The organism is Streptomyces sp. NBC_01635 (assembly GCF_045209715.1).
GTDB lineage: Bacteria > Actinomycetota > Actinomycetes > Streptomycetales > Streptomycetaceae > Streptomyces > Streptomyces hirsutus.
In genome coordinates, this window is record NZ_CP109277.1 from 3,815,328 (window position 1) to 3,842,133 (window position 26,806).

The following is a 26,806-nucleotide window of genomic DNA, read 5'->3' on the forward strand; positions in this document are numbered from 1 at the left end:
CTTCCGGGCTTCCCGACGCCGGGCGTTCCCCCGCAACCCCCGTGTGCGGTGGCCGCGCGCGGCCGCTTCGCCGGGTGGCCGCGCGAAGTCGCCGCCGGCCACCCGAAGCCGCGGTCATTCCGTGGCGATCGCGTTCAGGACGTTCATCCGGCCCGCCCGGAACGCCGGGACCAGCGCCGCGAACAGCCCCACGAAAGCCGAGCTGATGAACACGCCGATGATCGTCGGCCACGGGATCTCGAGGACCTTCAGGCCCTCCAGCGCGAGGAGCTGCTGGGCGGCGGCGCCCCAGCCCATGCCGAGCCCCAGGCCCAGCAGGGCACCGAAGAGGGCGATGACGACCGACTCCAGGCGGATCATGCGGCGCAGCTGGCGGCGCGAGAGGCCGATGGCCCGCATCAGGCCGATCTCCCTAGTCCGCTCGACCACCGACAGGGCCAGGGTGTTCACCACACCCAGGATCGCGACGACGATCGCCAGGGCCAGCAGACCGTAGATCATGTTCAGCAGCTGGCCGATCTGGTCCTTGAGCGCTTCCTTGTAGTCGGTCTGGTCGCGCACGGTGTACTGCGGGTAGTCGTGCAGCGAGTCCTTCAGCGCCGTGTACGCGGCGTCCTGCCGGCCGTCCTTCGCCGAGACGAAGAGCAGCATGTCCAGCGGCATCTTGTCGGCCGGTACGTACGTGGCCATGGTGTCGATCGACGTGTACATCGCACCCGCGTCGACCACGGCGTCGCTGCTGGTGATCGCCCGGACGGTCAGGCCGGCGGTCGACCCGTCCTTGAACGCGACGTCGATCTTCGATCCGAGGCTGATGCCATGGTCTTCGGCGAACTTCTCGTGGACGGACATCGAGTCGGGCCGGTAGGCGTCCGCGAGCTGCCCCTGCACCGTCTCGACCCGCAGGTCGGTGGCGTACGTCGGGTCGGCCGCCGTGATCGCCGTGTTCTTGAGCGTCTTGCCGTCGGGCGTGGTGAAGTCGGCCTCGGTCCACTTGTACTCGGTGACCCGCTCCACCTGCGGGGTGTCCTTCACGGCCGTCACGGCCTGCGGGGTGATCAGCTGACCCGCATCGTTCTGAATGATGAAGTCCGTGCCGACGGTCTTGTCCAGCTCGTCGGTCGCCGAGGCCACCATGGAGGCGCCGACCACCGACAGGCACGCCACCAGGGCGAGCCCGATCATCAGCGCGGCACCGGTGGCGCCGGTGCGGCGCGGATTGCGCAGCGCGTTGCGCTCGGCCATCCGTCCCACGGGACCGAAGACCCGCAGCACGACGACGCCCAGGACCCGGACCACACCGCCGGCGAGCAGCGGACCGACGAGCACGAACCCGACCAGCGACAGCACCACGCCCAGGCCCAGCCACATCGAGCCCTCCGCGGCCTTGTCCGCCGCCGAGGTGAGGTACAGCGCGAACGCGCCGACCGCGGTCAGGAACGTGCCGATGCCACCCCGGATCCAGCCGGCCCTGGCGTCCGCGGGGGCGCCCGCGTCGCGCAGCGCGGCCATCGGGGAGATCTTCCCGGCCCGCCGCGCGGGAAGGTAGGCGGCCAGGACGGTGACGACGACACCGAGGAGCAGACCGATCACCGGGGTCGTCCAGGCGACCGTGAGGTCGTCCGTGGACAGCTCCATGCCCGCCATGCCCATGAGCTTCATCAGCCCGACGGCGAGGCCGACGCCCGCGCCCACTCCGAGCACCGAACCGACGACGCCGAGGAGCAGCGCCTCGATCAGCACCGAGCGGTTGACCTGCTTGCGGGAGGAGCCGATGGCCCGCATCAGGCCGATCTCCCGGGTGCGCTGGGCGACCAGCATGGAGAACGTGTTGATGATCAGGAAGATGCCGACGAGGAACGCGATCCCGGCGAAGCCGAGCATCGCGTACTTCAGGACGCCCATGAAGCCCTCGACGTCCTTCTGGCCGGCTTCCGTGCTCTCCTTCGCGGTCAGCACCTTGTAGTCGCCGCCCAGAGCGGCCACCACGTTCTTCTTCAGCTGCGCGTCGCTCACGCCGTCGGCCGCCGTGGCGTTGACGTTGGTGAAGACGTCGCTCTCACCGAGCAGGGCCTGCTGGGCGGTCTTCGTGTCCAGGAAGAAGATCGCGGCACCGGGGTTGGTGACGGTGAAGTCGGCGATGCCGGAGATCTTCGCGGTGTGCGTGCCGACCACGCTGATCACGCCGATCTCGTCACCGAGCTCCAGGCCGTGCTTGTCGGCGGTGTCGGCGTCGACCAGGATCTGGTCGGGACCCTCGGGCGCCGCCCCGGAGGTGATCTTCATGGTGCGGGCGTCGTTGGCGGTCCAGTTGCCGACGATGGTCGGGCCACCGCTGGTGGGCGAGAGGCTCTCCTTGTCGCCGTCGACGACGGTCAGCGAGGTGGAGTGCAACGCCCCCTCGGCCGACTTCACCCCGTCCACCTCCCGCACATCGGCGAGCACGGAGGCCGGAACGACCGGCGGCTTGCCGGTTTCCGAGGTGGTCTCGCCGCCGTCGGAGGCGTCCTTGGCGCTGACCGTGACGTCCGACGCCGTGGCCGCGAACAGCTTGTCGAACGTCGTGGACATCGTGTCCGTGAACACGAGCGTCCCGGACACGAACGCCACCGACAGCAGCACCGCCACCGCCGACAGCGCCATCCGCCCCTTGTGCGCGAGGAAGTTGCGCATCGAGGTCTTCAGGACGGTCATGACGTACGCCCCCGCGCGTCGAAGTCCTTCATGCGGTCCAGGACCTGCTCGGCCGTCGGCTGGTGCATCTCGTCGACGATGCGGCCGTCGGCGAGGTACAGCACCCGGTCCGCGTAGGAGGCGGCGACCGGGTCGTGGGTGACCATCACGATGGTCTGGCCCAGGTCGTCGACCGAGCGGCGCAGGAAGCCGAGGACCTCGGCGCCCGCGCGCGAGTCGAGGTTTCCGGTCGGCTCGTCACCGAAGATGATCTCCGGTCGGGCCGCCAGCGCCCGCGCCACCGCCACCCGCTGCTGCTGCCCGCCGGAGAGCTGGGTGGGCCGGTGCTTCAGCCGCTCGGCGAGCCCCACGGTCTCCACCACCCGGTCCAGCCACGGCTGGTCCGGCTTGCGGCCGGCGATGTCCATGGGAAGCGTGATGTTCTCGATGGCGTTGAGCGTCGGCAGCAGGTTGAACGCCTGGAAGATGAACCCGATCCGGTCCCGGCGCAGCCGCGTGAGCTTCTTGTCCTTCAGCCCGGTGATCTCGGTCTCGTCCAGGTAGATCTGCCCGCTGGTGACGGTGTCGAGCCCGGCCAGGCAGTGCATCAGCGTGGACTTGCCGGACCCCGACGGGCCCATGATCGCGGTGAACCGGCCGCGGGCGATGTCCACGTCGACGTGGTCCAGGGCGACCACGCGGGTCTCACCGGACCCGTACGCCTTCACGACCTGCCGTGCCCGCGCGGCAACGGCCGTACGCCCACCAGCTCCTTCGTGCTTGGGAATGGTCACAGCCGATGTCACGGTAAGTCTCCTATGTCGGTCAGCAAGTGGGAAGGCGGTGCCGACGCGGCCGCCGTCATGCCCGACGGCCGCTTCGTGCGTGTTCGTTCGACGTGATTCAGTCTGGCGGCGGGGAAGGCCGAGCGCCCTGGTGCCCGGCGCAGTCTTCTCCTGGGGAAAACCCCACCCCCGTTGGTGTGCCTCGCCGCCCCCAACGGCGTAAAGCCAGGTTAAGGACTGAACCCGCCCTCTCTCGTCCTCCGTCAGTACGACCCCTCCCCGAGCCGTAGTACGGAGGTACCCCTAGGGGCTCTCCACCGGCAGGCGGAGTACTTCTCGGGGTCGCCTCCTCCTGAGGTCCCCGTCAGGCTCCACCCTTCCGCCGCGTCAGGGTCAAGTACCGGGCCGGCGAACGGGGAAGGGAAGCCGCCGCAGCCGGGGCACCCGAACAGAGGCCGGGCCCGGCCGGATACGTGCATCCGACCGGGCCCGGCCTCTCACCTCGGCCTCCGCCTCAGCGGCGGGGGCGGGAACGGCGACTCAGAGCAGTCCGTCCCACATCTGCTCCAGCAGCACCGACCACCAGCTCTCCGGCGAACCGAGCGCCGCGGGATCCAGCGCCGCCAGCTGCATCTGGAAGTCGACGGTCCAGCGGCCCGCCTGCTCCTGGTTCAGCCCGAACCGCAGCCGCCACATCCGCCCCAGCAACGCCAGGCAGCGGGCGAACTCCGGCAGCCCCGTGTTCACGAACTGCGGCGGTACGGGCGCACCGCCCGGCCCCGCCTCCACCGGCACCGCGACGATGTTCGCCGTGCCGTACTGCACACAGACCGCCTTGCCGAAGTCGCTGCCCATGACGAGGTACGAGCCCGCGTCCGAGGCCGGCTGCACACCCCGCTCCGCGGCCAGCTCCGCCAGCGTCGGCACCGGACGGCCCGGCTGGGCCTGCGCCCAGAAGAACGGACCCATGTCCAGCGGCAGTCCGGCGGCCACCAGCGTGTGCGCCACGACCGGCGGCACACCCTGCCGGGACACCGCCTGCTGCTCGAACCGGAACACCCCCGTCCCGAACGCCCCCGCCAGCTCCTGCCCGATGACCTCCGGCGGAACCGGCGGCGCCGGCTGCATCGGCGTCAGCGGCGCGCGCACCGGCGCCGGCCGGGCAGGTCCGTCCGCCACCTGATGCAACTCACCCTGATGAACCAGCAGTTGCTGCATGCCCTGCTGGCGGCTCGCCTGATCGGTGCCGTACGGCGCGATGTTCGTGATCCGCGCCTGCGGCCACTGCTCCCGGATCATCCGCGCACAGTACGCACCCGGAAGCTCGCACGACTCCAACTCCGTGTGCAGCTCCAGCACCTGATCCGGCGGCACGTTCATCGCACGCAGCTCGTGGAAGATCTGCCACTCCGGATGCGGCGTGCCCGGCGCCGAACGCCGGATCAGCTGCTGCTCGGAACCGTCCTGCGCGCGGTAGCGCAGCACGGCCTGATAACCGGGGCCGACCGTCGGCTGCCCGACCGGCTGCGGCGGGTAGCCGTACACCGGCGGCTGACCGGGCCCGGGCACGCCCGGCGGCACCGTGCCCGGCATCCCGCCGGGCATCCCGGGCGGAGGAGGAGGCGGAGGCACACCCGGGCCACCGGGGGCCGACGGCGGCGGAGGCACACCGGGCCCACCGACCGCGGGGCCCGCCAGTACGGTCTCCGCGTGATGCACGGGGCCCCGCCCACCCCCCGGGGCACCCGGAGCGCCCGGGGTACCCGGAGCGGCGTGGACACCGGGAGCGCCGGGGGCACCCGGAGCACCGGGCGGGCCCGGAGGCTGGGGCGCACCGGCACCCGGCCTGCCGGGGCCTGCGAACATCGTCTGCGCGTGATGGACACCGCCGGGCGGCGTACCCGGCGCGGGCGGAGCACCGGGCGGCGGCGTCGGAGTACCGGGCGGCGGCGGGCCGCCCGCCGAACCCCCCGGGCCGGCCGGGCTGTTGAAACCACCGAGGCCGTTGGAGCCCAGGGAGGACACCATCTGCGTGGGGACGTACCCGCCCGCCGGAGCACCCTGCCCGCCGGGACCCGGCGGGGGCGACGACGGAGGCGGAGGCGTGCTCCCCGGCCGCATGCCCGGTGTGCCCGGGGCGCCCGGCGGGGGCGGCGTCGTCGGGCCCGAGGGGCGGCGCGGCGGAGCCGCCTTGCTGGTCGCGGCGTCGGCGATGTCCGCGGCGCTCGGCGCCGCCGGGGTCTCCGGCGCGCGCGGCGGAGTCCGCGCCTCCGCGTCCGGGAACGCCGGTGTCAGCGCCGTCGGCGGCAACCGGCTGCCCCCCGACATCAGCGCCGTCGGGGCGTTCGAAGCCGACGCGGGGGGCGGCGGCGTGTCGTCGTCGGACTGGCTCAGCGGCGGAGCGAAAACGGTGACCGGAAGCGGCACCGAACCGGCCTCGTCGGCGTCGGCGTTCGTGTCCGTACCGGCCCACGGGGTCGCCCCGGCCGGTTCACCCGGGGTGCCCGCGCCGGGCCCCGCCGGGAAGTCGCCCCCGGCAGCAGGCCAGGCGGTACCACTGCCGGGCGCCACCGGCGCACCCGGCACCGGCCCCCCGGAACCGCCCGCACCGGACCCACCGGTCGCGCCGGCCGCACCCGCCGAACCGCCCGACGTCTCCCCCCGCCGGTCCGGGATCCCCAGCCGGTCCGCCGCCTCCTGCAACCATTCCGGCGGACTCAGCAGGAACGACGTCTGGTTCAGATCCACCCGCGCGGGAGCCGCCGGCGCCGGTTCGGCCGCCGCGTCCGTACGGGCGTACTCCTCCTCGTACCGGCGGATCACCTCGCCCACCGCCAGGGCGGGCCACAGCGTCGCCTCGCCGCTGTCCCGGGCGATCACCAGCCGCTGCGCACCGCCGTCCGAACGCGGCCCGTCCGCGCGGTCCTCCGCCCACACCACGAAGCCGAGGCCGAACTCCCGTACCCGCACCTCACGGTGCTGATACGACGGCACATCCCCGTTGACCCACTCCTCCGCACGCTCCTGCGCCTGCGCGAACGTCACCATCGCCGGACCTCACTCCCCCGCAGCAACCGGAACGACCTGCGCGAAGCCGCCGTCCACCATCAGATTCGCCACCGTCTCCAACTCCGGCGGCGACCCCGCCAGCCGGGCCAGGAACGCGTCGAAGTCGTCCCCGCACGGCAGCAGCAGCCGCTCCACCCGCTCCGCCGGCGACCAGGACGGATCCACGTCCCGCGCGTCGTCGTAGGAGCAGAACCACACCGAACCCGTCCGGTCGCCCCGCACCTTCACCGCCAGCAGACCGCCCTGGACGAAACCGACGCCCAGATAGTCCTTGGTGAGGTGATCACGCAGACACTTGTTGACGTACACCAGGTCGTTGACCGCGGCCTCGTCCCGCACCGTGAAGAACGGCTGGTCGACCAGCAGGCCCAGTTCGGCGTCCAGCGCCGTGCCCACCGGCGCGCAACCGCCCGCCGCCTTCAGGAACGACCGGTACGCGCCGGGCAGCCGGTAGCCGAGGTCCTCCTCGACGTTCAGCACCTGGGCCTCGGTCACCGCGAGCCCCGACTTCGGCAGCCGGAAATGCGCCGGGCGCGTCTCCTGCAACGGCCGCGTGCCCCGCTTCTCCTGGTCCACGCCCGACGTCACCACACCACCGTGGTGCCGCAGCAGCGCCTTCACCTCGACCGGCACCAGCTCCAGCCGCCGCGACGCCGCCACGTGATGCCACGTCCAGCCGTGCGGCGTCGCCACCGCCGGCACCGTGTCCCACAGCTCATGACCGGTCGCCGCGAGCGCCGCGTTCGCCGACACGTAGTCCGTCAGCCTCAGCTCGTCGACACCGAATCCCTCCGGCGGCTCCGCGATCTCCGCCGCCGCGCGCGCGTACGGCGAGAAATCGGGGTAACCGCGCTCGTCCACCCGTACCCCTCTCGGGTGACGGGCCGCCCGTACCGGATCCGGGAAGTGCACGACCTGCCCGGAATAGGCCGCATTCGGCGGCACGGCTCTCTGCCCGAGCCGACCTGTCGTCATGGCGGTTGCCCCCTGCGGCACTCTGTACGACCCGCACCGACCACCATCGTGTCGTTACGGAACGTATTCGACTGTCACGTCTGTTTCGACTGCTTACCGCCGCCCTTCCCACCGGCGCCCCGCACGTCGTTCGCACGGATCACCGCAGGAATCGCGACACCAACAGCCTATGCGGTACGGCGGCACCGGTCACCGGGCACCGGCGGCTCCCCCGCCCGGTTCCGTGACCAAACGTCACCCTCCCGTGACAGCACGCCCAAACCTGGGCGTGTCGCCCCGCCCCAGCTTCCCCATCAGCCACGCCATTTGGCACCCTGTGACCTTCCGGGGGATGCACAGGAGGGGAATGCGATCATGAACATGACTCAAACAGGGACACCGGCAGGGCGCACCGCCGCCCCCCGCACCGGCGACCCCCGCATCGGTTGGAGCAGCACCGACGCCGCCCGCGCCCCTCTCCTCCACCACCGCCGCGACGGCATCCTGCCCACCATCGCCGCCGCCCTCTCCATCCGCGGCGCCACCCTCACCGGCACCGCCGCCCGCGGCGACACACCCCCCGACCTGCACCCCCTCGTCCAGGACTTCCTCGACACCCTCGCCAGCGGCCGACGCGACCGCTTCACCGGCCGCTGCGCCGAGACGATCCTCGTCTCCCGGCACCTCACCGCCGCCGACGCCGCACGCAGCAAACGCGCCGCACGCAAACCCATGAACAACGGCGAAGCGCGCAAAGCGCTCAAACAAGCCAAACTCACCGCCCGTCACATCCGTGAGGACGGCGACCCCCTCCACGGCACATACGCCGCACCCTGCCGCACCTGCACCGCCCTCGCCGCCCACTTCGGCGTCCGCATCGTCGACCCCGGATGACCCCGCACGACCCCGGACGCCCCGGCCCGGTGAGTGATTCCGCACGCCCCACCCGTACCAGCCCCTGACCCACACCCACCCGCCCCTCGACCGCCACCCGGCCGGCCGCCCCCTCACCCCGCCGGCCACACCACCACGACGAACGAACGGCAGATGCGCACCGACCGCACCCCCTCCCCCAGCCACCCGGCCCCACCCGAGCCAGGGGGAACCTCACACCGCTTCCCCGACCCCGTCGCCACCGCCCTGCGCACCGCCGGCTGGCGACCGGGACGCTGGGACATCAAACAAGCCGAAGTCTGGGCCGACACCCTGCGCGACCACACCTCACCCGCAGGACACCGCCACACCGTCTTCCCCGCCGCCGTCGAGGCCTGGGCCGAATTCGGCGGACTCCACATCACCCCCACCACCCCCGGCCGCCAACTCGCCCCCGCCGCCCTCCACCTCGACCCCCTCCACGGCCTCCACATGGCCCGCACCCTCGGCGACCTCGGCCGCGCCCTCGACACCGAGGTCTGCCCCCTCGGTGCCGCCCCCGACACCCACACCCTCGTCGCCATCGACACCGAAGGCCGCGTCTACGCCCTCGACCACACCGGCGACTGGTACCTCGGCCACCACATCGACCAGGGCCTCACCGCCCTCATCACCGGCACCGAACCCGCCCGCCTCACCACAGGCTGACCGCACACCGACCGGCCACAACCGGCCGGCCGGCCGCACACCGGGCGCCCCGCCACCGGGCGCCACACCCTCCGGCCCGGCCCCGCCCACGCCCCAGCCCCCGACACGCCCTACGGCGCCGGAATCACCGCCGACACCCGAAAACCCCCCGCATCCGTCGGCCCCGACACGAACACCCCGCCCAGCGCCGACACCCGCTCCTTCATCCCCACCAGGCCGTTCCCACCCGACGGCAACCGCGCCGACGACCCGGCCTCCGGCGGCGGCTCGTTCTCCACCTGCATCGCGATCTCCGACACCCGATGCGCCAGCCGCACATACGCCTTCGCCCCCGGCGCGTGCTTGTGCACATTCGTCAACGCCTCCTGCACCACCCGGTACGCCGTCGCCTCCACCTCCCCCGCGTACGACCGGTCCTCCCCCTCCACCGACAGAGCCACCACCATCCCCGCAGCCGCCGACTGCCCCACCAGCTCATCGATCTCCGACAGACTCGGCCCCTCGCCCCCGGCCCGCCGGGCCTCGTCCACCGCCCGCGACGCCGCCGCGGCAGCCGCCGCACCCACCGCCGCCAACGGCACCGACGCCCCCGCACTCCGCCCCGCCCCGTCCCCACCGGACCGCAGCACCCCGAGCATCTCCCGCAACTCCGTCAACGCCTGCCGGCCCATGTCCCCCACCAGCGCAGCGTTCTTCACCGCCTTCTCCGGATCCTTCCGCGCCACCGCCTGCAACGCCGCCGCGTGCACCACCATCAGACTCACCCGGTGCGCGACCACGTCGTGCATCTCCCGCGCGATCCGCGTCCGCTCCTCGTTGCGCGCCCACTCGGCCCGCTCCTCGGCCCGCTCGGCCAGCAACTGAAGCTCCCGCTCCAGACTGTCCGCCCGCTCCCGCAGGCTCTCCATCAGCCGCCGCCGCGCCCCCACGTACAGCCCCAGCAGCACCGGCGGCGCGGTAAGCCCCAACGACGTCGTGATCGAAGCGAACGGAAGGAACCAGTCCCCCAGATCCAGCTCCCCCCGCACCATGTCCTGCCGCACCCGCACCAGCGTCACGATGAAGGTCCCCACCAGCGACATCCCGGCGAGCGACGCGATGATCCGGCGCGGCAACTCCGACGCCGCCAGCGTGTACAGCCCCACCAGGCCCATCAGGAAACCCATCTGGGCCGGCGTGATGGCGATCACCACCAGCACCACGGCGATCGGCCAGTGCCGCCGCACCAGCAGTACCGAACCCGCCAGCAACCCGAACACCACCCCCACGGCCACCGGAATCCCCGCGTCCCGCGCGAACGGAATTCCCTCCAGCCCGCACTCCAGCGCGGACACCGCCGCAAGGCCCACATCCAGCACGGCACTGCGCCGTCTGCCCCACCACCACGGCCCTCCCCGGGCCGTCACATGGTCTTCCCCCGTCGTGGTCATGCCTCCACCCTACGGGCGCCCGGTGCCGGTTTTCCGGGGACTTTCCCCGACCGGTCCCCACCACATTCCGTGACCGTTCAGATGCGGTACGGCCCGAAATCCCTCGAACTGCCGAACCGCACACCGTTCGACCCCGGAAGCCCGCATTCCGGCCGGACGGTATGCAGGTGACACATGCACCGGGCAAATACGCCGACTTCGAAGCACTGAGGGACCAGGCGGTGGCACTGCGGCGGGCCGGCTACAGCCTCCGGCAGATCCGCGACGAGCTGAAGGTCTACAACAACGACATCCTCAGCCGGCTGGTGAAAGGGGAACCACCACCGCAATGGACGAAGCGCCCACGCGCGAAGGACGACTTGAAGGCCAGGGCACGTGAGCTGCGCCTCCAGGGCTGGACGTACGACCGGATCGAGCTGGAACTGGGCTGTTCCAGGAGTTCGGTGTCGCTGTGGGTACGGGACCTGCCAAAGCCGGACCGCAAGCGAACCCCCGAGGAGGCCGCGGCCATCAGCCGCCGGGGCTGGGAAGCGAAGTTGCGCATCAGGGACGAGGAGCGGCAGCACACCAAGGAGGCGGCCAAGCAGGCGATCGGCAACCTCTCAGCCCGCGAACTATTCCTGGTGGGTGTCGGCTTGTACTGGGCGGAGGGAGGCAAGGACAAGCCGTACGACCGCCGCGAGAACGTCACATTCGTCAACAGCGACCCCGGCATGATCAAGGTCTTCCTGGCCTGGCTCGACCTGCTCGGAGTCGAACGCAAGCGCCTCCGGTTCACGGTCATGATCCACGAAAACGCGGACGTGGCGAGCGCGGAGCAGTACTGGGCAGAGCTCGTCCGCGCCGACCGCAGCGCGTTCAACAAAACGACACTCAAACGGCACAACCCCAAAACAGTACGCAAGAACGTGGGCGACTCCTACCGCGGATGCCTCGTGATCAAAGTCCTCAAGGCCGCCGATCTGTACCGTCGCATCGAAGGCTCCTGGTACGGCATAGTGTTGGGTGCCGACTCGACGACTTAACCGAATGTCCGGTTTAGTCGAGTTTCATCCCCCATGGTGTAATCAGGCAGCACTGAGGGTTTTGGTCCCTTAAGTTCAGGTTCGAATCCTGATGGGGGAGCTTCTTGCGTGCGGGCCCCGACCGGCCACCTCCGGTCGGGGCCCGCACTCATGTCCTCCCACGGCCACCCCGGTATCCTGCGGATGTCTCCTCCCCCTTACAGCCGAAGGGCATCCTTGTGAGCGCCAATCGCCCGGCAGCCGTCGTCGTTCTCGCAGCGGGTGAGGGCACCCGTATGAAGTCGGCCACCCCGAAGGTCCTGCATGACATCTGTGGCCGTTCCCTGGTGGGTCATGTGCTGGCCGCCTCCGGCGAGCTGGAGCCGGAGAACCTGGTCGTCGTCGTGGGGCACGCCCGCGAGCAGGTGACCGCGCACCTCGCCGAGGTCGCCCCGGGGGCCCGTACCGCGGTGCAGGCGGAGCAGAACGGCACCGGGCACGCGGTGCGGATGGGGCTGGAGGAGCTGGGCGGCTCCGTGGACGGGACCGTGGTCGTGGTCTGTGGCGACACCCCGCTGCTGACCGGTGAGACGCTGCGCCGGCTTTCGGCCACGCATTCCGCCGACGGCAATGCGGTGACGGTGCTGACGGCCGAGGTGCCGGACGCGACGGGGTACGGGCGGATCGTGCGCGACGAGGCGTCCGGAGCCGTCACCGCGATCGTGGAGCACAAGGACGCGTCCGCGGAGCAGCGGGCGATCCGGGAGATCAATTCGGGTGTGTTCGCGTTCGACGGGGCGTTGTTGGCGGGTGCGTTGAAGAGGGTGCGGACGGACAACAGTCAGGGTGAGGAGTACCTGACGGACGTCCTGGGGATCCTGCGTGAGGCGGGGCACCGGGTGGGTGCGTCGGTGGCGGGTGATCACCGGGAGATCGCGGGGATCAACAACCGGGTGCAGTTGTCCCAGGCGCGGCGGATTCTCAATGACCGGTTGCTGACCGCCGCCATGCTCTCGGGGGTGACGGTCGTCGATCCCGCTACGACGTGGGTGGACGTCTCGGTGACGTTCGAGCAGGACGTGGTGGTGCATCCGGGGACGCAGTTGCACGGGGCGACGCATCTTGCCGAGGGGTGTGAGGTGGGGCCGAACGCGCGGCTGACGGATACGCGGGTGGGGGCCGGGGCGCGGGTGGACAACACGGTGGCGTCGGGTGCGGAGATCGGTCCGGAGGCGTCGGTGGGTCCGTTCGCCTATCTGCGTCCGGGGACGCGGTTGGGGCGTGCGGGGAAGATCGGTACGTACGTGGAGACGAAGAACGCGTCGATCGGTGAGGGGACGAAGGTTCCGCATCTGTCGTATGTGGGGGATGCGACGATCGGCGAGTTCTCGAACATCGGTGCGGCGAGTGTGTTCGTGAACTACGACGGACAGGACAAACATCACACGACGGTCGGGTCGCACTGCCGGACCGGTTCCGACAACATGTTTGTGGCACCTGTCACGGTCGGGGACGGTGCTTACACCGCCGCCGGCTCTGTGATCACGAAGGATGTGCCGCCCGGTTCGTTGGCTGTGGCCCGTGGGCAGCAGCGGAATATCGAGGGCTGGGTGGCTCGTAAGCGTCCGGGGAGCGCTGCCGCGAAGGCGGCGGAGGAGGCTGTCCGGGGGTCGGCCGAGGAGGGTTGACCGGAAAGCGGTGCGCCGGAGTCGTCGTATCGTGATAAGTGCACATCCGCACCCCATCAGGTGAGATGACCTCGCGCGTGCCGTCTGAGAGGTCTCTCGCCTTCGAGCCGCGAGTTTCCGCGACACCTCTGAGGAGATAGTGCTGTGACCGGGATCAAGACGACCGGCCAGAAGAAGATGATGTTCTTCTCCGGCCGGGCCCACCCCGAGCTTGCCGAGGAGGTCGCCCACCTGCTGGGTGTGGAGGTCGTTCCGACCAAGGCCTTCGACTTCGCCAATGGCGAGATCTATGTGCGGTACGAGGAGTCGGCCCGTGGTGCCGACTGTTTCCTGATCCAGAGCCACACGGCGCCGATCAACAAGTGGATCATGGAGCAGTTGATCATGATCGACGCGTTGAAGCGTGCGTCGGCGAGGTCGATCACCGTCATCGTGCCGTTCTACGGTTACGCGCGGCAGGACAAGAAGCACCGCGGGCGTGAACCGATTTCGGCGCGTCTGATCGCGGATCTGATGAAGACCGCGGGTGCGACCCGGGTGCTGACGGTGGATCTGCACACGGACCAGATCCAGGGTTTCTTCGACGGTCCGGTGGATCACCTGTTCGCGCTGCCGCTGCTGGCGGACTACGTGGGCGCGAAGGTGGACCGGGAGAAGCTGACGGTGGTGTCGCCGGACGCGGGCCGTGTGCGGGTGGCGGACCGCTGGTGCGACCGGCTGGGTGCGCCGCTGGCGATCGTGCACAAGCGGCGGGACAAGGACGTGGCGAACCAGGTCACGGTCCACGAGGTGGTCGGTGAGGTCAAGGGCCGGGTGTGCGTCCTGGTCGACGACATGATCGACACCGGTGGCACGATCTGCGCCGCGGCGGACGCGTTGTTCGCGCACGGTGCGGAGGACGTGATCGTGACGGCGACGCACGGTGTGCTGTCGGGTCCGGCGGCGGACCGGCTGAAGAACTCGCGGGTGAGCGAGTTCGTGTTCACGGACACGCTGCCGACTCCGGGTGAGCTGAGCGCCGACCTGGACAAGCTGACGGTGCTGTCGATCGCGCCGACGATCGCGAGTGCGGTGCGTGAGGTGTTCGAGGACGGTTCGGTGACGAGCCTGTTCGACGAGCAGTAAGGGTTCCCCTCCAGGTTCCCCCTGCGTCCCGGCTGATCGTTTTGGGTACGGCCTCCCTGTCCGAGTAGACTGCTCCAGTTGCTCGGCGAGGGAGGCCGTACCGCTTCGTGAGGAGTGGAGTACGGCGGTCCGTAATCGACGCGCTCTTCGTAGCAGGCCGTTCGTGGCCGGGTGACTTTCCCCAAGCTCCACGGAGCGGGGGGTATCCCCAACGGTTCCTGACTTCGAGGAGTGGTGAGCATGTCCGAGGTGAAGATTCACGCCGAGACCCGGCGCGAGTTCGGCAAGGGTGCGGCGCGTCGTATCCGTCGCGAGAACAAGGTTCCGGGTGTGGTGTACGAGCACGGTCTCGAGCCGCTGCACCTGACGCTGCCGGGTCACGAGCTGCTGCTGGCGCTGCGTACGCCGAACGTGCTGATCGATCTGGTCATCGACGGCGAGGGCAGCCAGCTGGCGATCCCGAAGGCCGTGCAGCGTGACGCGATCAAGGGCCACCTGGAGCACGTCGACCTGCTGATGGTGAAGCGGGGCGAGCGGGTCACCGTCGAGATCCACGTGCACGCCGAGGGTGAGCTGGCTCCGGGCGGCAACCTGCTGGAGCACGTCATTCCGACGCTGCCGATCGAGGCCGAGGCGACGAACATCCCGGACGGCGTGACCGTCTCGGTGGAGGGCCTGGAGGCCGGCGCCACGATTCTCGCCAAGGACCTGGTGCTGCCGGCCGGTGCGAAGCTGGCCGTGGACGAGAACACCCTGGTGCTGCAGGTGCTGGCAGCGCAGGCCGAGGAGGCCGCGAGCGGCGAGGACGAGGCCGCCGAGGCCTGATCCTCCTCGTAGTCTTCCTACGCGTCGGCCGCTGTTCCCGTGCGGGGGCAGCGGCCGACGTGTATGTGGACGAGTACGGGATGCGGACGAAGGAGACTGGGACGTGACGACCGATGCGGCAGCTCCCTGGCTGATTGTGGGGCTGGGCAATCCGGGGCCGGAGTACGCCGGGAACCGGCACAACGTGGGGTTCATGGTGGCGGACCTGCTGGCGGAGCGGATCTCGGGCCGGTTCAAGCGGGCCGGGAAGGCGCAGGCGCAGGTGGTGGAGGGGCGGACCGGTCCGCCGGGTCCGGCCGGCCGGCGGGTGATTCTGGCGAAGCCGACGTCGTTCATGAACCTGTCGGGCGGGCCGGTGAACGCGCTGCGGGAGTTCTACAAGGTGCCGGTGGCGCAGGTGGTGGCGATCCATGACGAGCTGGACATCGACTACGGGACGCTGCGGCTGAAGCTGGGGGGCGGGGACAACGGCCACAACGGGCTGAAGTCGATGACGAAGGCGTTCGGTCCGGACTATCACCGGGTGCGGTTCGGGATCGGGCGGCCGCCGGGGCGGATGCAGGTGGCGGACTACGTGCTGCGGGACTTCTCGTCGGCGGAGCGCAAGGAGCTGGACTATTTCGTGGACCGGGCGGCGGACGCGGTGGAGTGTCTGGTGCTCGACGGTCTGGAGCGGGCGCAGGGGACGTACAACTCCTGAGCGGGGGCGGATTCCCCAGAGAGTTGACCGACCGCGAGGGCATGGCCAAAGATCTCGGCCATGCCTTCAGCCGTCTCGTCCTCCCGGGGTTCGTCCGCCGCTCTGCGCCTGGGCCGGTTCGCGGTGATGGGCACGGTCGCCGTGCTGATCCTGATCGCGGGTGTGTGGGCGTCGTGGGGCACGGCGCACTACGTGATGCTGACGAAGGGCCGGGAGCAGGGCGCGGTCACGGTGGAGTCCTGCGGTGAGCAGACCTGTACGGGGGCGTACACGCCGGTGTCGCCCGGCTCGCAGCCGCGGGCGGAGGTCGTGCTGGAGAACAACGCGGCCGTGGCGAAGGGGCGGACGTACACCGTCGTCATGAAGCCGAGCGGGACCGAGGCGGTCCGTTCCGGTCCCGCCGGGATTCTCTACGCGTGGGTGCCGCTGGGCGGGGCGTTGATGCTGGCGTCGGTGGTGGTGGCGGGCGGGTTGCTGCGGACGCGGCCGGCGTGGGTGATGGGGTTGTCGGGGGTGGCGCTGGTGACGGCGGCGTTCCTGGTGGTGTGAGGCCGTGCCCCGACGGTTCCGGTGCGGACCGACAGTGCGTTCACCAAGGGTGCCCCCGGGCCGGAGTACGGCTCGGGGGCACCCTTTTGTCGTGGGCGGCTGCGGGGTCAGCCGGTGTTGCGCAGGCCCGCCGCGACGCCGTTGACGGTGAGGAGGAGGGCTCGGGCGAGCAGCGGGTCGGGCTGGTCGCCGGCGGTGGCGGCGTCGCGCTGGCGCTTGAGCAGGGCGACCTGGAGGTAGGAGATGGGGTCGAGGTAGGCGTCGCGGATGGTGAGGGTCTGCTTGAGGGCCGGCGTGCCGTCCAGGAGGCCGGGCTCGCCGGTGACGCGGAGCACTTCGGCGACGGTGAGTTCGTGCTCGGCCCTGATCGCGTCGAAGACGTGCTTGAGCTCGTCGGGGACGAGGGTGTCGACGTAGTGCTGGGCGATTCTGAGGTCGGTCTTGGCGAGGGTCATCTCGACGTTGGAGATGAAGTTGCGGAAGAAGTGCCACTGTTCGTGCATCTCGTCGAGCACGGTGTCGAGGCCGGTCTCGCGCAGGGCCTTGAGGCCGGAGCCGACGCCGTACCAGCCGGGGACGATCTGGCGGGACTGGGTCCAGCCGAACACCCAGGGGATGGCGCGCAGTCCGTCGAGGCCGGCGCCGGAGTCGGGCCTGCGGGAGGGGCGGGAGCCGAGGTGCAGGTCGGCGAGCTGGTCGACGGGGGTGGAGGCGAAGAAGTAGGCGGGGAGGTCGGGGTCCTCGACGAGCCGGCGGTAGGCGTCGTGGGCGGCGTCGGAGACGACGTCCATGGCGGCGTCCCAGCGGGCCAGGGCCTCGTCGGACTGGCGGGGTGCGGTGTGCAGGGCGGACGCCTGGAGGGTGGCGGCGACGGAGAGTTCGAGGTTTTCCCTGGCCAGGGCGGGGATGAGGTACTTGTCGGAGATGACCTCGCCCTGTTCGGTGACCTTGATCTCGCCCTCGAGCGTGCCCCAGGGCTGGGCGAGGATGGCGTCGTGGGTGGGGCCGCCGCCGCGGCCGACGGTGCCGCCGCGGCCGTGGAAGAGGCGCAGGCGTACGCCGTAGCGGTGGGCGACGTCGCGCAGCCGGCGCTGGGCGCGGTGGATCTCCCACTGGCTGGTGGTGATGCCTCCGAACTTGGAGGAGTCGGAGTAGCCGAGCATGACTTCCTGGACGTCGCCCCTCAGCGCGACGAGGCGCCGGTAGGACGGGTCGGAGAGCATGTCCTCGAGGATGGTGTCGGCGGCCTTCAGTTCGTCCGTCGTCTCCAGCAGCGGAACGATGCCGATCTTCGCCCAGCCGGCGTGCAGGTCGATCAGCCCGGCCTCCCGCGCGAGGACGGTGGCGGCGAAGACGTCGTCGGCGCCCTGGCACATGGAGATGATGTAGGACTCGACGACTTCGGGGCCGAAGATCTCCAGGGCCCGCTTGACGGTCTGGAAGACGCCGAGGGTCTTCTCGCCGGCCGCGTCGACGGGCGCGGGGGTGGGGGCGAGGGGCCTGCGCGAGCGGAGTTCCTTGGCGAGGAGCTTGGTGCGGTAGTCGCGGGGCATGTCGGTGTAGCGCCAGGATTCCTCACCGAGCCGGTCGAACAGCTGGCCGAGGGCGTGGTGGTGGGCGTCGGCGTGTTCGCGCACGTCCATGGTGGCGAGCTGGAGGCCGAAGGCGGCGAGGGTGCGGATGGTGCGGGCGAGGCGGCCGTCGGCGAAGAGGGCGCCGCGGTGCTCGCGCAGCGAGCTCTGGACGATCCGCAGGTCGGCGAGGAGTTCGCCGGTGCCGAGGTAGTCGCGGCCGGGCTGGTGGGGGGTGTCCTGGGCGAGGCGCTGCTTGGTGTTCTCGAGCTTCTGCCGGATGCAGGTGGCCTTGAGCCGGTAGGGCTCCTCGGCGTTGAGGCGCTTGTAGCGGGGGCTGATCTCGGGGAGGTTGTCGAGGTCGGCCTTGAGGGAGTCGAGGAGTTCGGCGGTGGCGCCGGCGTAGCGGATGGAGTTGGACAGGAATCCGCGGAGTTCGTCGATCATCTCCAGGGCGTCGTTGATGCCGTGTTCGTGCTGGAGGATGAGGACGTCCCAGGTGACCTGGGGGGTGACGTTGGGGTTGCCGTCGCGGTCGCCGCCGATCCAGGTGCCGAAGGTGAGGGGGCGGGTGTCGTCGGGGAGGGTGACGCCGACGCGTTCGAGTTCGGCGGTGAGGTCCTCGAGGACGTCTCCGACGGCGCCCGCGTGCAGCTCGTCGAGGTAGTAGATGGCGTTGCGGGCCTCGTCGGCGGGTTCGGGGCGCACGACGCGCAGTTCGTCGGTCTGCCAGACGAGGTCGATGTTCTCGGCGAGGCGGGTGTCGAGGCGGCGCCGGTCGCTCTCGATGACGGGGGTGTCGAGGAGGGCGGCGATGCGGCGCAGCTTGTTGAGGACGGAGCGGCGGGCGGCCTCGGTGGGGTGCGCGGTGAAGACCGCGCGGACGTTGAGGTGCCGCACGGTTTCGCGCAGGTGCTCGGGGTCCGCGTCCTTGAGGCGGTCGGCGGTGCGGGCGAGCAGTCCGCCTTCGGTGGCGCGGCGGGCGCGCAGCTCACGGCCGCGGTGCACCTGTTCGGTGACGTTCGCCAGGTGGAAGTAGGTGGAGAAGGCGCGGACCAGTTTGGCGGCGGTGTCGAGTTCGGTGCCGCGCAGCAGTTCGGCTGCGGCCTCGCCGTCCTCGCGGGTGAGTCGGCGGACCTTTTCGACGAGGTCGAGGAGTTCGGGGCCGTCCTGGCGCACGAGGGTCTCTCCGAGGAGATCACCCAGTCGGCGGATGTCGGCCCGCAGTTCGCTGCTCGTGGTCGCCGTGGACACGGTCTGGTCGTCGGCACTGCTCACAGGTGCGGCTCCTTGCAGTGTGGAAGCTGGTCTGGAGGGGCCCGGACGGCGTCTCCGGGCGGCTGGCGCCGCATACGGGCCGGGCATCCGGGAAGTAGGTAATCAGAGCGGACCGCGCTGTCCGACCGGTTCCAAGGATAGGTGTCGGCCGGGATGCGCAGGCTCATGGGCTCTTGCCGCCGGGCCGCGCACTGCCATACTTACGATGCCGTAGGTTACGGTCCCGTAAGAAACGCTGCTCGGTTCCGGCAGCCCGGCACCACCCTCACCCCTCATACCCCACAAGGGACACGCATGACCTCACGTTCTGATGTCATCGACGAAGCCTCGAAGAAACCGCCGCCTTCCGATACCGGCGCCGACACCGCAGCCGCCCCCTCCGCCACGCTGGGCGGGGAGCGCAAGCGTTCGATCGAGCAGATCGCACTGCTGGTCTTCATCATCGTTCCGTTCCTGGCCGTGCTGGCCGCGGTGCCGCTGGCCTGGGGCTGGGGGGTGAGCTGGCTGGATCTCGGCCTGCTGGTGTTCTTCTACTTCCTGGGCTGCCATGGCATCACCATCGGTTTCCACCGTCATTTCACGCATGGTTCGTTCAAGGCGAAGCGGCCGTTGAAGATCGCCCTGGCGGTGGCCGGCTCGATGGCGGTGGAGGGGCCGCTGGTGCGCTGGGTGGCGGACCACCGCAAGCACCACAAGTTCTCGGACGCCGAGGGCGACCCGCATTCGCCGTGGCGGTACGGGGAGTCGCTGCCGGCGCTGCTGAAGGGCCTGTGGTGGGCTCATCTCGGCTGGATGTTCGACGAGGAGCAGACTCCGCAGGACAAGTACGCGCCGGATCTGATCAAGGACCGGACGCTGCGGGCGATTTCCCGCCAGTTCGTGCTGTGGGCGGGGGTGTCGCTGGCGCTGCCGGCGCTGATCGGCGGTCTGGTGACGATGTCCTGGTGGGGCGCGTTCACGGGCTTCTTCTGGGGGTCACTCGTCCGGGTGGCATTGCTGCACCATGTGACGTGGTCGATCAACTCGATCTGCCATGCGGTGGGCAAGCGGCCGTTCAAGTCGCGGGACCGCTCGGGCAACGTGTGGTGGCTGGCCGTGCTGTCCTGCGGCGAGTCCTGGCACAACCTGCATCACGCCGATCCGACGTCCGCGCGGCACGGCGTGGAGCGGGGGCAGATCGATTCGAGCGCCCGGCTGATCCGCTGGTTCGAGATGCTGGGCTGGGCGTACGACGTGCGCTGGCCGTCACGCTCGCGTATCGATTCGCGCCGCGAGACCGGGGAAGGCCGCGCCCGGCGCGGGCAGGAGACGGCCGAGGCGGCATGATGGTCGCCGTGGCGACCGACTCCAGCAGCACCTCGAGCAATGACAAGCCGCGGCGCGCCCGCCGCACCCGGATGACCGGCGCGGAGCGCCGTGAGCAGCTGTTGGAGATCGGCCGCACCTTGTTCGCCGAGAAGGGCTTCGAGGGCACGTCGGTGGAGGAGATCGCGGCGAAGGCCGGGGTCTCCAAGCCGATGGTGTACGAGCACTTCGGCGGCAAGGAGGGCCTGTACGCGGTGGTGGTGGACCGCGAGATGCGGCGTCTGCTGGACATGGTGACGGGTTCACTGACCGCGGGTCATCCGCGGGAGCTGTGCGAGCAGGCGGCGTTCGCGCTGCTGGACTACATCGAGGAGTACACGGACGGGTTCCGCATCCTGGTCCGCGACTCCCCGATCCCCCAGTCGACGGGTTCCTTCGCCTCCCTCATCTCGGACATCGCCACCCAGGTGGAGGACATCCTGGGCCGTGAGTTCAAGAACCGCGGATTCGATTCCAAGCTGGCTCCCCTGTACGCGCAGGCGCTGGTCGGGATGGTCGCGCTGACCGGCCAGTGGTGGCTGGACGTCCGCAAGCCGAGGAAGGCGGAGGTGGCCGCGCACCTGGTCAACCTGGCCTGGCACGGCCTGGACGGCCTGGAGCAGAAGCCGCGGCTGATCGGGCACCGGAAGAACTGAAGCGGCGGGCCGGCGGGCCGGCCGCGAGGCCGGGGAAACGCTCAGGGGGCATCGTCCTCAGGTGGCCGGTACCGGTTCCAGGAACTCCAGGCGGTTGCCGACCGGGTCCTCGGAGTAGAAGCGGAGGTGGCCCGGGAGGTCGTCGTCCCAGGTGACGGAGGCGCCGTGGTCCCGCAGCCGGGTGGCGTACGCCTCGATCGCGGTGACCCCGATGCCGGGATGGGCCTTCTTCGCGGACCTGAATCCGGTCTCGATCCCCAGGTGCAGCCGGACGCCGCCGGCCTGGAACCAGCAGCCGCCGCGCGCGGCCAGGACGGGCGGCTTCGGGATCTCCACCATGCCGAGGACATCGACGTAGTACGCGCGCAGCCGCTTCTCGCTGCCGGGCGGCGCGGCGAGCTGGACGTGGTCGAGGACGGTGATCACCGGGTCTCCTCCGGCTGTGTGCGGGCCACCGCGAAGATCCGGCGGAACGGGAACGGGGTGCCGTGCGGGCCCGCCGGGTAGGCGGCGCGCAGGGCGGTGCGGTACTCGTCGACGAAGGCGTCGCGCGCCCCGGGGTCGTCGGCGAGGGCGGTGAGGACGGGCCGCAGACCGGTGCCCTTGACCCAGTCCAGGACGGGGTCCTCGCCCTGGAGGAGATGGACGTACGTCGTCTCCCACACGTCGGCAGGACAGCCGAGGCCGGTCAGTCGCTCCAGGTACGCCTCCGGACGGAGCACGGCGTCGGCGTGCCGCAGGACGCCGTCGAGGCGGCCGGCCCAGCGCGGGGAGTGGGCGAGTTCGCGCAGGAGGACGTGGCTGGGGGCGTCGAAGTTGCCGGGCACCTGGAAGGCGAGGGTGCCGCCGGGGGCGAGTCCGGCGACCCAGTCGGCGAACCGGTCCGCGTGCCCGGGAATCCACTGCAGGGTGGCGTTGCTGACGATCAGGTCGTACGGCCGGTCGGGCCCGGGCGTCCAGGTGCGGACGTCGGCGTGGGCGAAGTCGGTCCGGCCGCCGTCGGGGGTGGGGCCCCGGTGGTCGGCGCGGGCCCGGTCGAGCATCTCGGGCGAGTTGTCGTAGCCGGTGATGCGGGCGCGCGGCCAGCGCTCGGCGAGCAGCGCGGTGACGTTGCCCGCGCCGCAGCCGAGGTCGGCGATGCGGGGCGGGTCGCCGGGCAGCTCGGGGACGCGGGCGAGGAGGTCGGCGAAGGGGCGGGTGCGGTGAGCGGCGTGACGCAGGTACTGGGCGGGGTCCCAGCGGGGATCGGTGGCCGTGGGCATGGAGCCTCCTGGAGTCTGCCGACGGGTACCCAGCGTCCCGCACCTGCTGACTCGACAGCAAGCATCTTGACATCAAGAGACTTCACGTCGACACAACCACTACACTGATCGTCATGGAGGACGAGGTCGATCGGCTGGTCGCAGCATGGCGCCGGGAGCGCCCGGACCTCGACGTGGAACCGCTCGAGGTGCTCAGCCGGGTGAGCAGGCTCGCCCGGCATCTGGACCGGGCCCGCAGGCTGGCCTTCGCCGAGCACGGGCTGGAGCCCTGGGAGTTCGACGTCCTGACCGCGCTGCGCCGCGCGGGCGCCCCCTACCAGCTCTCGCCGGGGCAGCTCCTCACACAGACGCTGGTCACCTCGGGCACGATGACCAACCGCATCGACCGCCTGACCAAGAAGGGGCTGGTGGAGCGCCTGCCCGACCCCAGCGACCGGCGCGGGGTCCTGGTCCGCCTCACGGACGAGGGCCGCGACCGCGGCGACAAGGCGCTGGCCGGGCTGCTGGCGCAGGAGCGGGCGATCCTCGCCGAGCTCTCCCGCGCCCAGCGCGGCGACCTGGCGGGCCTGCTACGCCAGCTGACTGCCCCGTTCGACAACATCCCCGGTTAGGTCGACCGGCCCGACGCCCGCCCTCCGGGCCAGGGCGACGGCGGCGAGGGTGGAGTGCACGCCCAGCTTGCCGAGCACGTTCTGCATGTGCGTACGGACGGTGTGCGGGGACAGGTACAGGCGCTCGGCGACGGCCTTGCGCCCCAGTCCCGCGACCATGCACCGCAGCACCTCCCGCTCGCGCGGGGTCAGGGACTCCACGAGCCGCTCGCTCTCGGTGCGGTGCTTGCGGGCGGCGGTGAGTTCGCGCAGCACGCCGGTGAGCAGGGCGGGCGGCAGATGCGTCTCGTCGCGCAGCACTCCCCGGATGACAGTGAGCAGCCGGCTCAGCGAGCAGTCCTTGGCAACCCAGCCGCCCGCGCCGGCCTGGAGGGCGAACGCGGCGCGGCGCGGGTCGTCCTTCTCGGCGAGCACGACGATCCGTACCCGCGGGTGGACCGAGCGCACCCCGGTGACCAGGGACATCCCGTCGACGACGCCGTCCTCGTCGCCCGCTCGCGCCGGGACGGCGGACGGGCCGGACGGCGCTCCGCCGCCCAGGTCGGCGTCGACGAGTAAGACGTCGAACCGTCGCCCCTCGGCGGCCGCCCGCTCCAGGCACCGCAGTGCGGCCGGGCCGCTGCCCGCCGCGGACACCTCGACGTCCGGCTCGGCGGCCAGGGCCGCGGCGAGCGACTCGGCGAAGATGCGATGGTCGTCGACGACCAGCACGCGGATACGTTGCACGAAACCCCCTTCCCCATGCTCTCTGCAGAGCAGGGGACTACCCCGTCGTCGGAAGACGACACCGACACCTGTACGGGTACGACGCCGGAGCCCGGTTCCGGAGCAACGGGACCCGACCAGAACCACCGGAACCACCGATCCCGGGGCGGGCCGCCCGGAGCCGCCCGGCCGCCGCCGTACGTCACCACCGTCCCGCCCCGGATCGCGTACCCGAGTGTCTCGCCCCCTGAACGGCGCCGGCCCCCACCGGCGCTGTTCATCAGAGTACGGACGAGGACCGGGAGCGGAAGGCTATTTGCAGAACTGGCACTTCTGCGCGTTTATGGTGAGCCACATGTTTCGTCTTGAGACAGAAGTCGACAAGGGCCGACGTGATCTGCTTCGCAGGCGGTTGCGGGACACCAACACGGCGGCGTCGCCGGTGCTGCGCGCCCTGCGCGGAACCCCACAGGAACGCGAGTCCCCTTTGCACGTGTGGGCATCGGACCCGGCCGGTGAGCTGGCGGGCGGCCTGGTCGGCCACACCTGGACGACCTGGCTGCACGTGACGTACCTGTGGGTCGACGAACGCCACCGCGGAGCGGGCCTCGGCACCCTCCTCCTCACCGAGGCGGAACGCCTCGCCACGGCCCGCGGCTGCCGCTCCTCCCGTGTGGAGACCTGGGACTTCCAGGCCCCGAAGTTCTACCGACGGCACGGCTACGAGGTGGTCTGCGTCATCCCGGACTACCCGCCGGGCATCACGGAGTACACCCTGACGAAGCGGCTGGCCTGAACGGATCCCACCCACCCCGGGGATCGACACGGACCCGGTTCATGAGCCCGGTCGAGCGGTGGCGCCGAACTGCCGGGGCGGGATCGGTCAGAACGCGTCGAGCGCTTCCGAGGTGATGTCGGTGTCGATGTCGTACGGCGCACCGAGCTTGAGCAGTTCACGCCGGGTGCCAGTCAGGTCGTAGGCCTTGGTCACCGGGTCGAGTTCGTAGACCCGGACGACCGGGTGCCGGTCCGCGCCGCCCGTCTCGACCAGCCAGAAGTGCGGGATGCCCGCAGCGGCGTACTTGCGCGGCTTGGTGTCGCGGTCACGGGCCTCTGAATCCGGGGAGACCACTTCGACGGCGAGCAGGACGTCCGCGGCCTGGAAACAGGCCTGTTCCCCGCCGGTGACGGCCTCGGCGCGTACGACGGAGATGTCGGGTTCCGGTCCGTTGCGGCGGTCCAGGAGGATGGTCATCTCCCGGACGACCTTCATGTCCTTGGGGACCGTGCGGCGCAGACCGGCCATCAGAAGGTCGAGCATGGTGCTGTGGAAATACCGCTGCGGACTCACGAAAACCAGGCTCCCGTCGATCAGCTCGGTGTGCGGCGGGAGGTCGGGCAACGTGTACAGGTCGTCCACGGTGTATCCGTCCCGGGGCGGCACCGGCCAGCGGCAGCCGGGCTCGGCGAGGGGCTCGGCGGTCATGGTTCCTCCCATGGGGTGGGATTCTCGGCCTGCCCGTCCACGGTAGCCACCGGTTTCGTTGATCGTCATCACAAAGGGTGACGACAGAGGCCGCGGGGCGCTCTTCGGCCGGGAACGCACCCTGATGGCCTCACGCCTACGGATACCGTGAAACAGACGTCGTGAAAGAGGGCCGCAACCGCCATGGCCAGGAATCCGACCTGATCCGCGTCGCTCTCGTCCCGCCCGTGCGCTTCACGGGCGGTGACGCCGGGGCCCGACCGGCACCACCGGCCCGCTTCAGCGCACCCGCCGCGCCCCCGCCGAAGGCACCGCCTCGAAGACGCGGGGGGTCTTGAAGCCGGCCGTCGCGAAGGCGTTCTCCACCGCCTTGGTGAGGGCGTCCACGTCGGTCGCCTCGGCCAGGACGATGGCCGAGCCGCCGAAGCCGCCGCCGGTCATGCGGGCGCCGAGGGCGCCGGCGGCGACGGCCGTGTCGACGGCCAGGTCGAGTTCGGGGCAGGAGACGCGGAAGTCGTCGCGCAGGGAGGCGTGGCCGGCGGTGAGGACGGGGCCGATGGCGCGGGTGTCGCCCGATTCCAGGAGGGCGACGACCCGGTCCACCCGCTCGTCCTCCGTGACCACGTGCCGGACCAGGCGGCGGACCTCCTCCTCCTCCTCCTCGCCCAGCCGCTCCAGCGCCGCGTCGAGTCCGGCGTACGGGATGTCCCGCAGGGCGTCGACGCCCAGCAGCGCGGCGCCCTTCTCGCAGCCGGCGCGGCGTTTGCCGTACTCGCCCTCGCTGTGGCTGTGCTTGACCCGGGTGTCGACGACCAGCAGGCGCATGCCCTCGGCGGCCAGGTCGAAGGGGATCTGCCGCTGGGAGAGGTCGCGGGTGTCGAGGAACAGGGCGTGCCCGCTCTCGCAGCAGGCGGACGCCGTCTGGTCCATGATGCCGACGGGGGCGCCGACGTAGACGTTCTCCGCGCGCTGGCACAGGCGGGCCAGCTGCCAGCCGCGCAGGCCCAGTGCGTACAGCTCGTCGAGGGCGAGGGCGACGACGACCTCCAGGGCCGCCGAGGAGGACAGGCCGGCGCCGGCCGGGACCGTCGAGGCGAGGTGGATGTCGGCGCCGGTCACGGCGTGGCCGGCCTCGCGCAGGGCCCACACGACGCCTGCCGGGTAGGCGGTCCAGTTCTTGTCCGTGCCGGGGGCCAGGGAGTCGACCGCGACCTCCACGACGGGTGCGGCCACGTCGGCGGAGTGCAGGCGCAGGACGCCGTCGTCGCGCCGGGAGACCGCCGCGACCGCGGTGTGCGGCAGGGCGAACGGCATGACGAAGCCGTCGTTGTAGTCGGTGTGCTCACCGATGAGGTTGACCCGGCCCGGTGCCGCCCAGACGCCCTGCGGATCGGCTCCGTACAGCTCCCGGAATCGCCCGCCGACCGCTCCCGCGGCCGCTTCGCCGGCGATGGACTCGCTCATGCCCTGCCCCTGACTCTTCGTCATCCTGGATGTCCCGCTCCTGCTT

The 26,806-nt window shown here is 70.9% G+C and carries 23 protein-coding genes; 12 read left to right on the forward strand and 11 right to left on the reverse strand.

The features are described from left to right. Nucleotides 1-114 precede the first annotated feature (114 nt). The 4 genes from OHB56_RS17700 to OHB56_RS17715 form a co-directional block, all read right to left on the reverse strand. The gene (locus tag OHB56_RS17700) at nt 115-2,694 is read right to left on the reverse strand and encodes an ABC transporter permease (protein WP_406354363.1); all 2,580 of its coding nucleotides are present in this window, start codon (nt 2,692-2,694) and stop codon (nt 115-117) included. After that, nucleotides 2,691-3,479: an ABC transporter ATP-binding protein gene (locus tag OHB56_RS17705; RefSeq protein WP_326753132.1), complete on the reverse strand. Its 789-nt coding sequence runs from the start codon at nt 3,477-3,479 to the stop codon at nt 2,691-2,693. Before OHB56_RS17705 ends, OHB56_RS17700 begins: the two co-directional genes overlap by 4 nt. Before the next feature lie 519 nt (nt 3,480-3,998). After that, entirely contained in the window at nt 3,999-6,506 is a 2,508-nt protein-coding gene (locus OHB56_RS17710) for an SUKH-4 family immunity protein (RefSeq protein ID WP_406354366.1), read from the reverse strand. A 9-nt stretch (nt 6,507-6,515) separates the two neighbouring features. Then, entirely contained in the window at nt 6,516-7,502 is a 987-nt protein-coding gene (locus tag OHB56_RS17715; protein WP_351122195.1) for an SMI1/KNR4 family protein, read from the reverse strand. 354 nt (nt 7,503-7,856) lie between these two features. On the opposite strand from OHB56_RS17715, the gene OHB56_RS17720 reads away from it, so the two are divergent. Next, entirely contained in the window at nt 7,857-8,375 is a 519-nt protein-coding gene (locus OHB56_RS17720; protein WP_326753135.1) for a YwqJ-related putative deaminase, read from the forward strand. A gap of 153 nt (nt 8,376-8,528) precedes the next feature. Continuing rightward, on the forward strand, nt 8,529-9,062 hold the full coding sequence (locus tag OHB56_RS17725) for an SUKH-3 domain-containing protein (RefSeq protein WP_326753136.1): 534 nt from the start codon (nt 8,529-8,531) through the stop codon (nt 9,060-9,062). Nucleotides 9,063-9,172: 110 nt separating this feature from the next. Here the strand turns inward: OHB56_RS17725 and OHB56_RS17730 are convergent, their stop codons facing one another. Then, nucleotides 9,173-10,492 carry a histidine kinase gene (locus tag OHB56_RS17730; RefSeq protein WP_326753137.1) on the reverse strand — a complete coding sequence of 440 codons (1,320 nt, stop codon included), beginning with the start codon at nt 10,490-10,492 and terminating at the stop codon, nt 9,173-9,175. Between the two features lie 167 nt (nt 10,493-10,659). Here OHB56_RS17730 and OHB56_RS17735 point away from each other — a divergent pair, with 167 nt between their 5' ends. From OHB56_RS17735 to OHB56_RS17760, 6 genes are all read left to right on the forward strand, one after another. After that, on the forward strand, nt 10,660-11,517 hold the full coding sequence (locus OHB56_RS17735; RefSeq protein ID WP_406354369.1) for a hypothetical protein: 858 nt from the start codon (nt 10,660-10,662) through the stop codon (nt 11,515-11,517). 218 nt (nt 11,518-11,735) lie between these two features. Then, the gene (gene glmU, locus OHB56_RS17740) at nt 11,736-13,184 is read left to right on the forward strand and encodes a bifunctional UDP-N-acetylglucosamine diphosphorylase/glucosamine-1-phosphate N-acetyltransferase GlmU (protein WP_326753139.1); all 1,449 of its coding nucleotides are present in this window, start codon (nt 11,736-11,738) and stop codon (nt 13,182-13,184) included. A gap of 144 nt (nt 13,185-13,328) precedes the next feature. Next, the gene (locus OHB56_RS17745; RefSeq protein ID WP_055605582.1) at nt 13,329-14,309 is read left to right on the forward strand and encodes a ribose-phosphate diphosphokinase; all 981 of its coding nucleotides are present in this window, start codon (nt 13,329-13,331) and stop codon (nt 14,307-14,309) included. A 240-nt stretch (nt 14,310-14,549) separates the two neighbouring features. Beyond that, entirely contained in the window at nt 14,550-15,134 is a 585-nt protein-coding gene (locus tag OHB56_RS17750; protein WP_406354371.1) for a 50S ribosomal protein L25/general stress protein Ctc, read from the forward strand. A 103-nt stretch (nt 15,135-15,237) separates the two neighbouring features. Beyond that, nucleotides 15,238-15,834 carry an aminoacyl-tRNA hydrolase gene (gene pth, locus OHB56_RS17755; RefSeq protein ID WP_055597472.1) on the forward strand — a complete coding sequence of 199 codons (597 nt, stop codon included), beginning with the start codon at nt 15,238-15,240 and terminating at the stop codon, nt 15,832-15,834. Between the two features lie 60 nt (nt 15,835-15,894). After that, the gene (locus OHB56_RS17760; protein WP_406354374.1) at nt 15,895-16,383 is read left to right on the forward strand and encodes a hypothetical protein; all 489 of its coding nucleotides are present in this window, start codon (nt 15,895-15,897) and stop codon (nt 16,381-16,383) included. A 107-nt stretch (nt 16,384-16,490) separates the two neighbouring features. Here the strand turns inward: OHB56_RS17760 and ppc are convergent, their stop codons facing one another. Next, nucleotides 16,491-19,232 (reverse strand): phosphoenolpyruvate carboxylase, encoded by a 2,742-nt coding sequence (gene ppc / locus OHB56_RS17765; RefSeq protein ID WP_406354376.1) that lies wholly within the window; start codon nt 19,230-19,232, stop codon nt 16,491-16,493. Nucleotides 19,233-19,526: 294 nt separating this feature from the next. Between ppc and OHB56_RS17770 the strand changes: the two genes are divergently transcribed. Beyond that, nucleotides 19,527-20,558 carry an acyl-CoA desaturase gene (locus OHB56_RS17770; protein ID WP_406354378.1) on the forward strand — a complete coding sequence of 344 codons (1,032 nt, stop codon included), beginning with the start codon at nt 19,527-19,529 and terminating at the stop codon, nt 20,556-20,558. Then, nucleotides 20,555-21,232, forward strand: a complete 678-nt coding sequence (locus tag OHB56_RS17775; protein WP_326753143.1) for a TetR/AcrR family transcriptional regulator — start codon at nt 20,555-20,557, stop codon at nt 21,230-21,232. The genes OHB56_RS17770 and OHB56_RS17775 overlap by 4 nt, the downstream gene beginning before the upstream one ends. Nucleotides 21,233-21,289: 57 nt before the next feature. Here OHB56_RS17775 and OHB56_RS17780 read toward each other — a convergent pair whose 3' ends face one another. After that, the gene (locus OHB56_RS17780; protein WP_406354380.1) at nt 21,290-21,658 is read right to left on the reverse strand and encodes a glyoxalase; all 369 of its coding nucleotides are present in this window, start codon (nt 21,656-21,658) and stop codon (nt 21,290-21,292) included. Next, nucleotides 21,655-22,494: a trans-aconitate 2-methyltransferase gene (locus tag OHB56_RS17785; RefSeq protein ID WP_406354382.1), complete on the reverse strand. Its 840-nt coding sequence runs from the start codon at nt 22,492-22,494 to the stop codon at nt 21,655-21,657. Before OHB56_RS17785 ends, OHB56_RS17780 begins: the two co-directional genes overlap by 4 nt. Before the next feature lie 113 nt (nt 22,495-22,607). Here OHB56_RS17785 and OHB56_RS17790 point away from each other — a divergent pair, with 113 nt between their 5' ends. After that, on the forward strand, nt 22,608-23,105 hold the full coding sequence (locus tag OHB56_RS17790) for a MarR family transcriptional regulator (RefSeq protein ID WP_326753146.1): 498 nt from the start codon (nt 22,608-22,610) through the stop codon (nt 23,103-23,105). Here the strand turns inward: OHB56_RS17790 and OHB56_RS17795 are convergent. Continuing rightward, complete coding sequence (locus OHB56_RS17795) at nt 23,064-23,831, reverse strand: LuxR C-terminal-related transcriptional regulator (RefSeq protein ID WP_406354383.1); 768 nt, start codon at nt 23,829-23,831, stop codon at nt 23,064-23,066. The two genes, OHB56_RS17790 and OHB56_RS17795, sit on opposite strands and share 42 nt — an antisense overlap. A 334-nt stretch (nt 23,832-24,165) precedes the next feature. Here OHB56_RS17795 and OHB56_RS17800 point away from each other — a divergent pair, with 334 nt between their 5' ends. After that, entirely contained in the window at nt 24,166-24,606 is a 441-nt protein-coding gene (locus OHB56_RS17800) for a GNAT family N-acetyltransferase (RefSeq protein WP_326753148.1), read from the forward strand. Nucleotides 24,607-24,693: 87 nt separating this feature from the next. Here the strand turns inward: OHB56_RS17800 and OHB56_RS17805 are convergent, their stop codons facing one another. Both OHB56_RS17805 and galK read right to left on the reverse strand, forming a co-directional pair. Beyond that, on the reverse strand, nt 24,694-25,296 hold the full coding sequence (locus tag OHB56_RS17805) for a Uma2 family endonuclease (RefSeq protein ID WP_326753149.1): 603 nt from the start codon (nt 25,294-25,296) through the stop codon (nt 24,694-24,696). A gap of 279 nt (nt 25,297-25,575) precedes the next feature. Next, nucleotides 25,576-26,760, reverse strand: a complete 1,185-nt coding sequence (gene galK / locus OHB56_RS17810; protein ID WP_406359123.1) for a galactokinase — start codon at nt 26,758-26,760, stop codon at nt 25,576-25,578. Between the last annotated feature and the right edge of the window lie 46 nt (nt 26,761-26,806).

Coding starts and splice junctions, on each gene's coding strand:
- OHB56_RS17700 (WP_406354363.1), bottom strand. CDS start 2,694: ATGACCGTCCTGAAGACCTCGATGCGCAACTTCCTCGCGCACAAGGGG.
- OHB56_RS17710 (WP_406354366.1), bottom strand. CDS start 6,506: ATGGTGACGTTCGCGCAGGCGCAGGAGCGTGCGGAGGAGTGGGTCAAC.
- OHB56_RS17715 (WP_351122195.1), bottom strand. CDS start 7,502: ATGACGACAGGTCGGCTCGGGCAGAGAGCCGTGCCGCCGAATGCGGCC.
- OHB56_RS17720 (WP_326753135.1), top strand. CDS start 7,857: ATGAACATGACTCAAACAGGGACACCGGCAGGGCGCACCGCCGCCCCC.
- OHB56_RS17725 (WP_326753136.1), top strand. CDS start 8,529: ATGCGCACCGACCGCACCCCCTCCCCCAGCCACCCGGCCCCACCCGAG.
- OHB56_RS17730 (WP_326753137.1), bottom strand. CDS start 10,492: ATGACCACGACGGGGGAAGACCATGTGACGGCCCGGGGAGGGCCGTGG.
- OHB56_RS17750 (WP_406354371.1), top strand. CDS start 14,550: ATGTCCGAGGTGAAGATTCACGCCGAGACCCGGCGCGAGTTCGGCAAG.
- OHB56_RS17760 (WP_406354374.1), top strand. CDS start 15,895: ATGCCTTCAGCCGTCTCGTCCTCCCGGGGTTCGTCCGCCGCTCTGCGC.
- OHB56_RS17770 (WP_406354378.1), top strand. CDS start 19,527: ATGACCTCACGTTCTGATGTCATCGACGAAGCCTCGAAGAAACCGCCG.
- OHB56_RS17775 (WP_326753143.1), top strand. CDS start 20,555: ATGATGGTCGCCGTGGCGACCGACTCCAGCAGCACCTCGAGCAATGAC.
- OHB56_RS17785 (WP_406354382.1), bottom strand. CDS start 22,494: ATGCCCACGGCCACCGATCCCCGCTGGGACCCCGCCCAGTACCTGCGT.
- OHB56_RS17790 (WP_326753146.1), top strand. CDS start 22,608: ATGGAGGACGAGGTCGATCGGCTGGTCGCAGCATGGCGCCGGGAGCGC.
- OHB56_RS17800 (WP_326753148.1), top strand. CDS start 24,166: ATGTTTCGTCTTGAGACAGAAGTCGACAAGGGCCGACGTGATCTGCTT.
- OHB56_RS17805 (WP_326753149.1), bottom strand. CDS start 25,296: ATGACCGCCGAGCCCCTCGCCGAGCCCGGCTGCCGCTGGCCGGTGCCG.
- galK (WP_406359123.1), bottom strand. CDS start 26,760: ATGAGCGAGTCCATCGCCGGCGAAGCGGCCGCGGGAGCGGTCGGCGGG.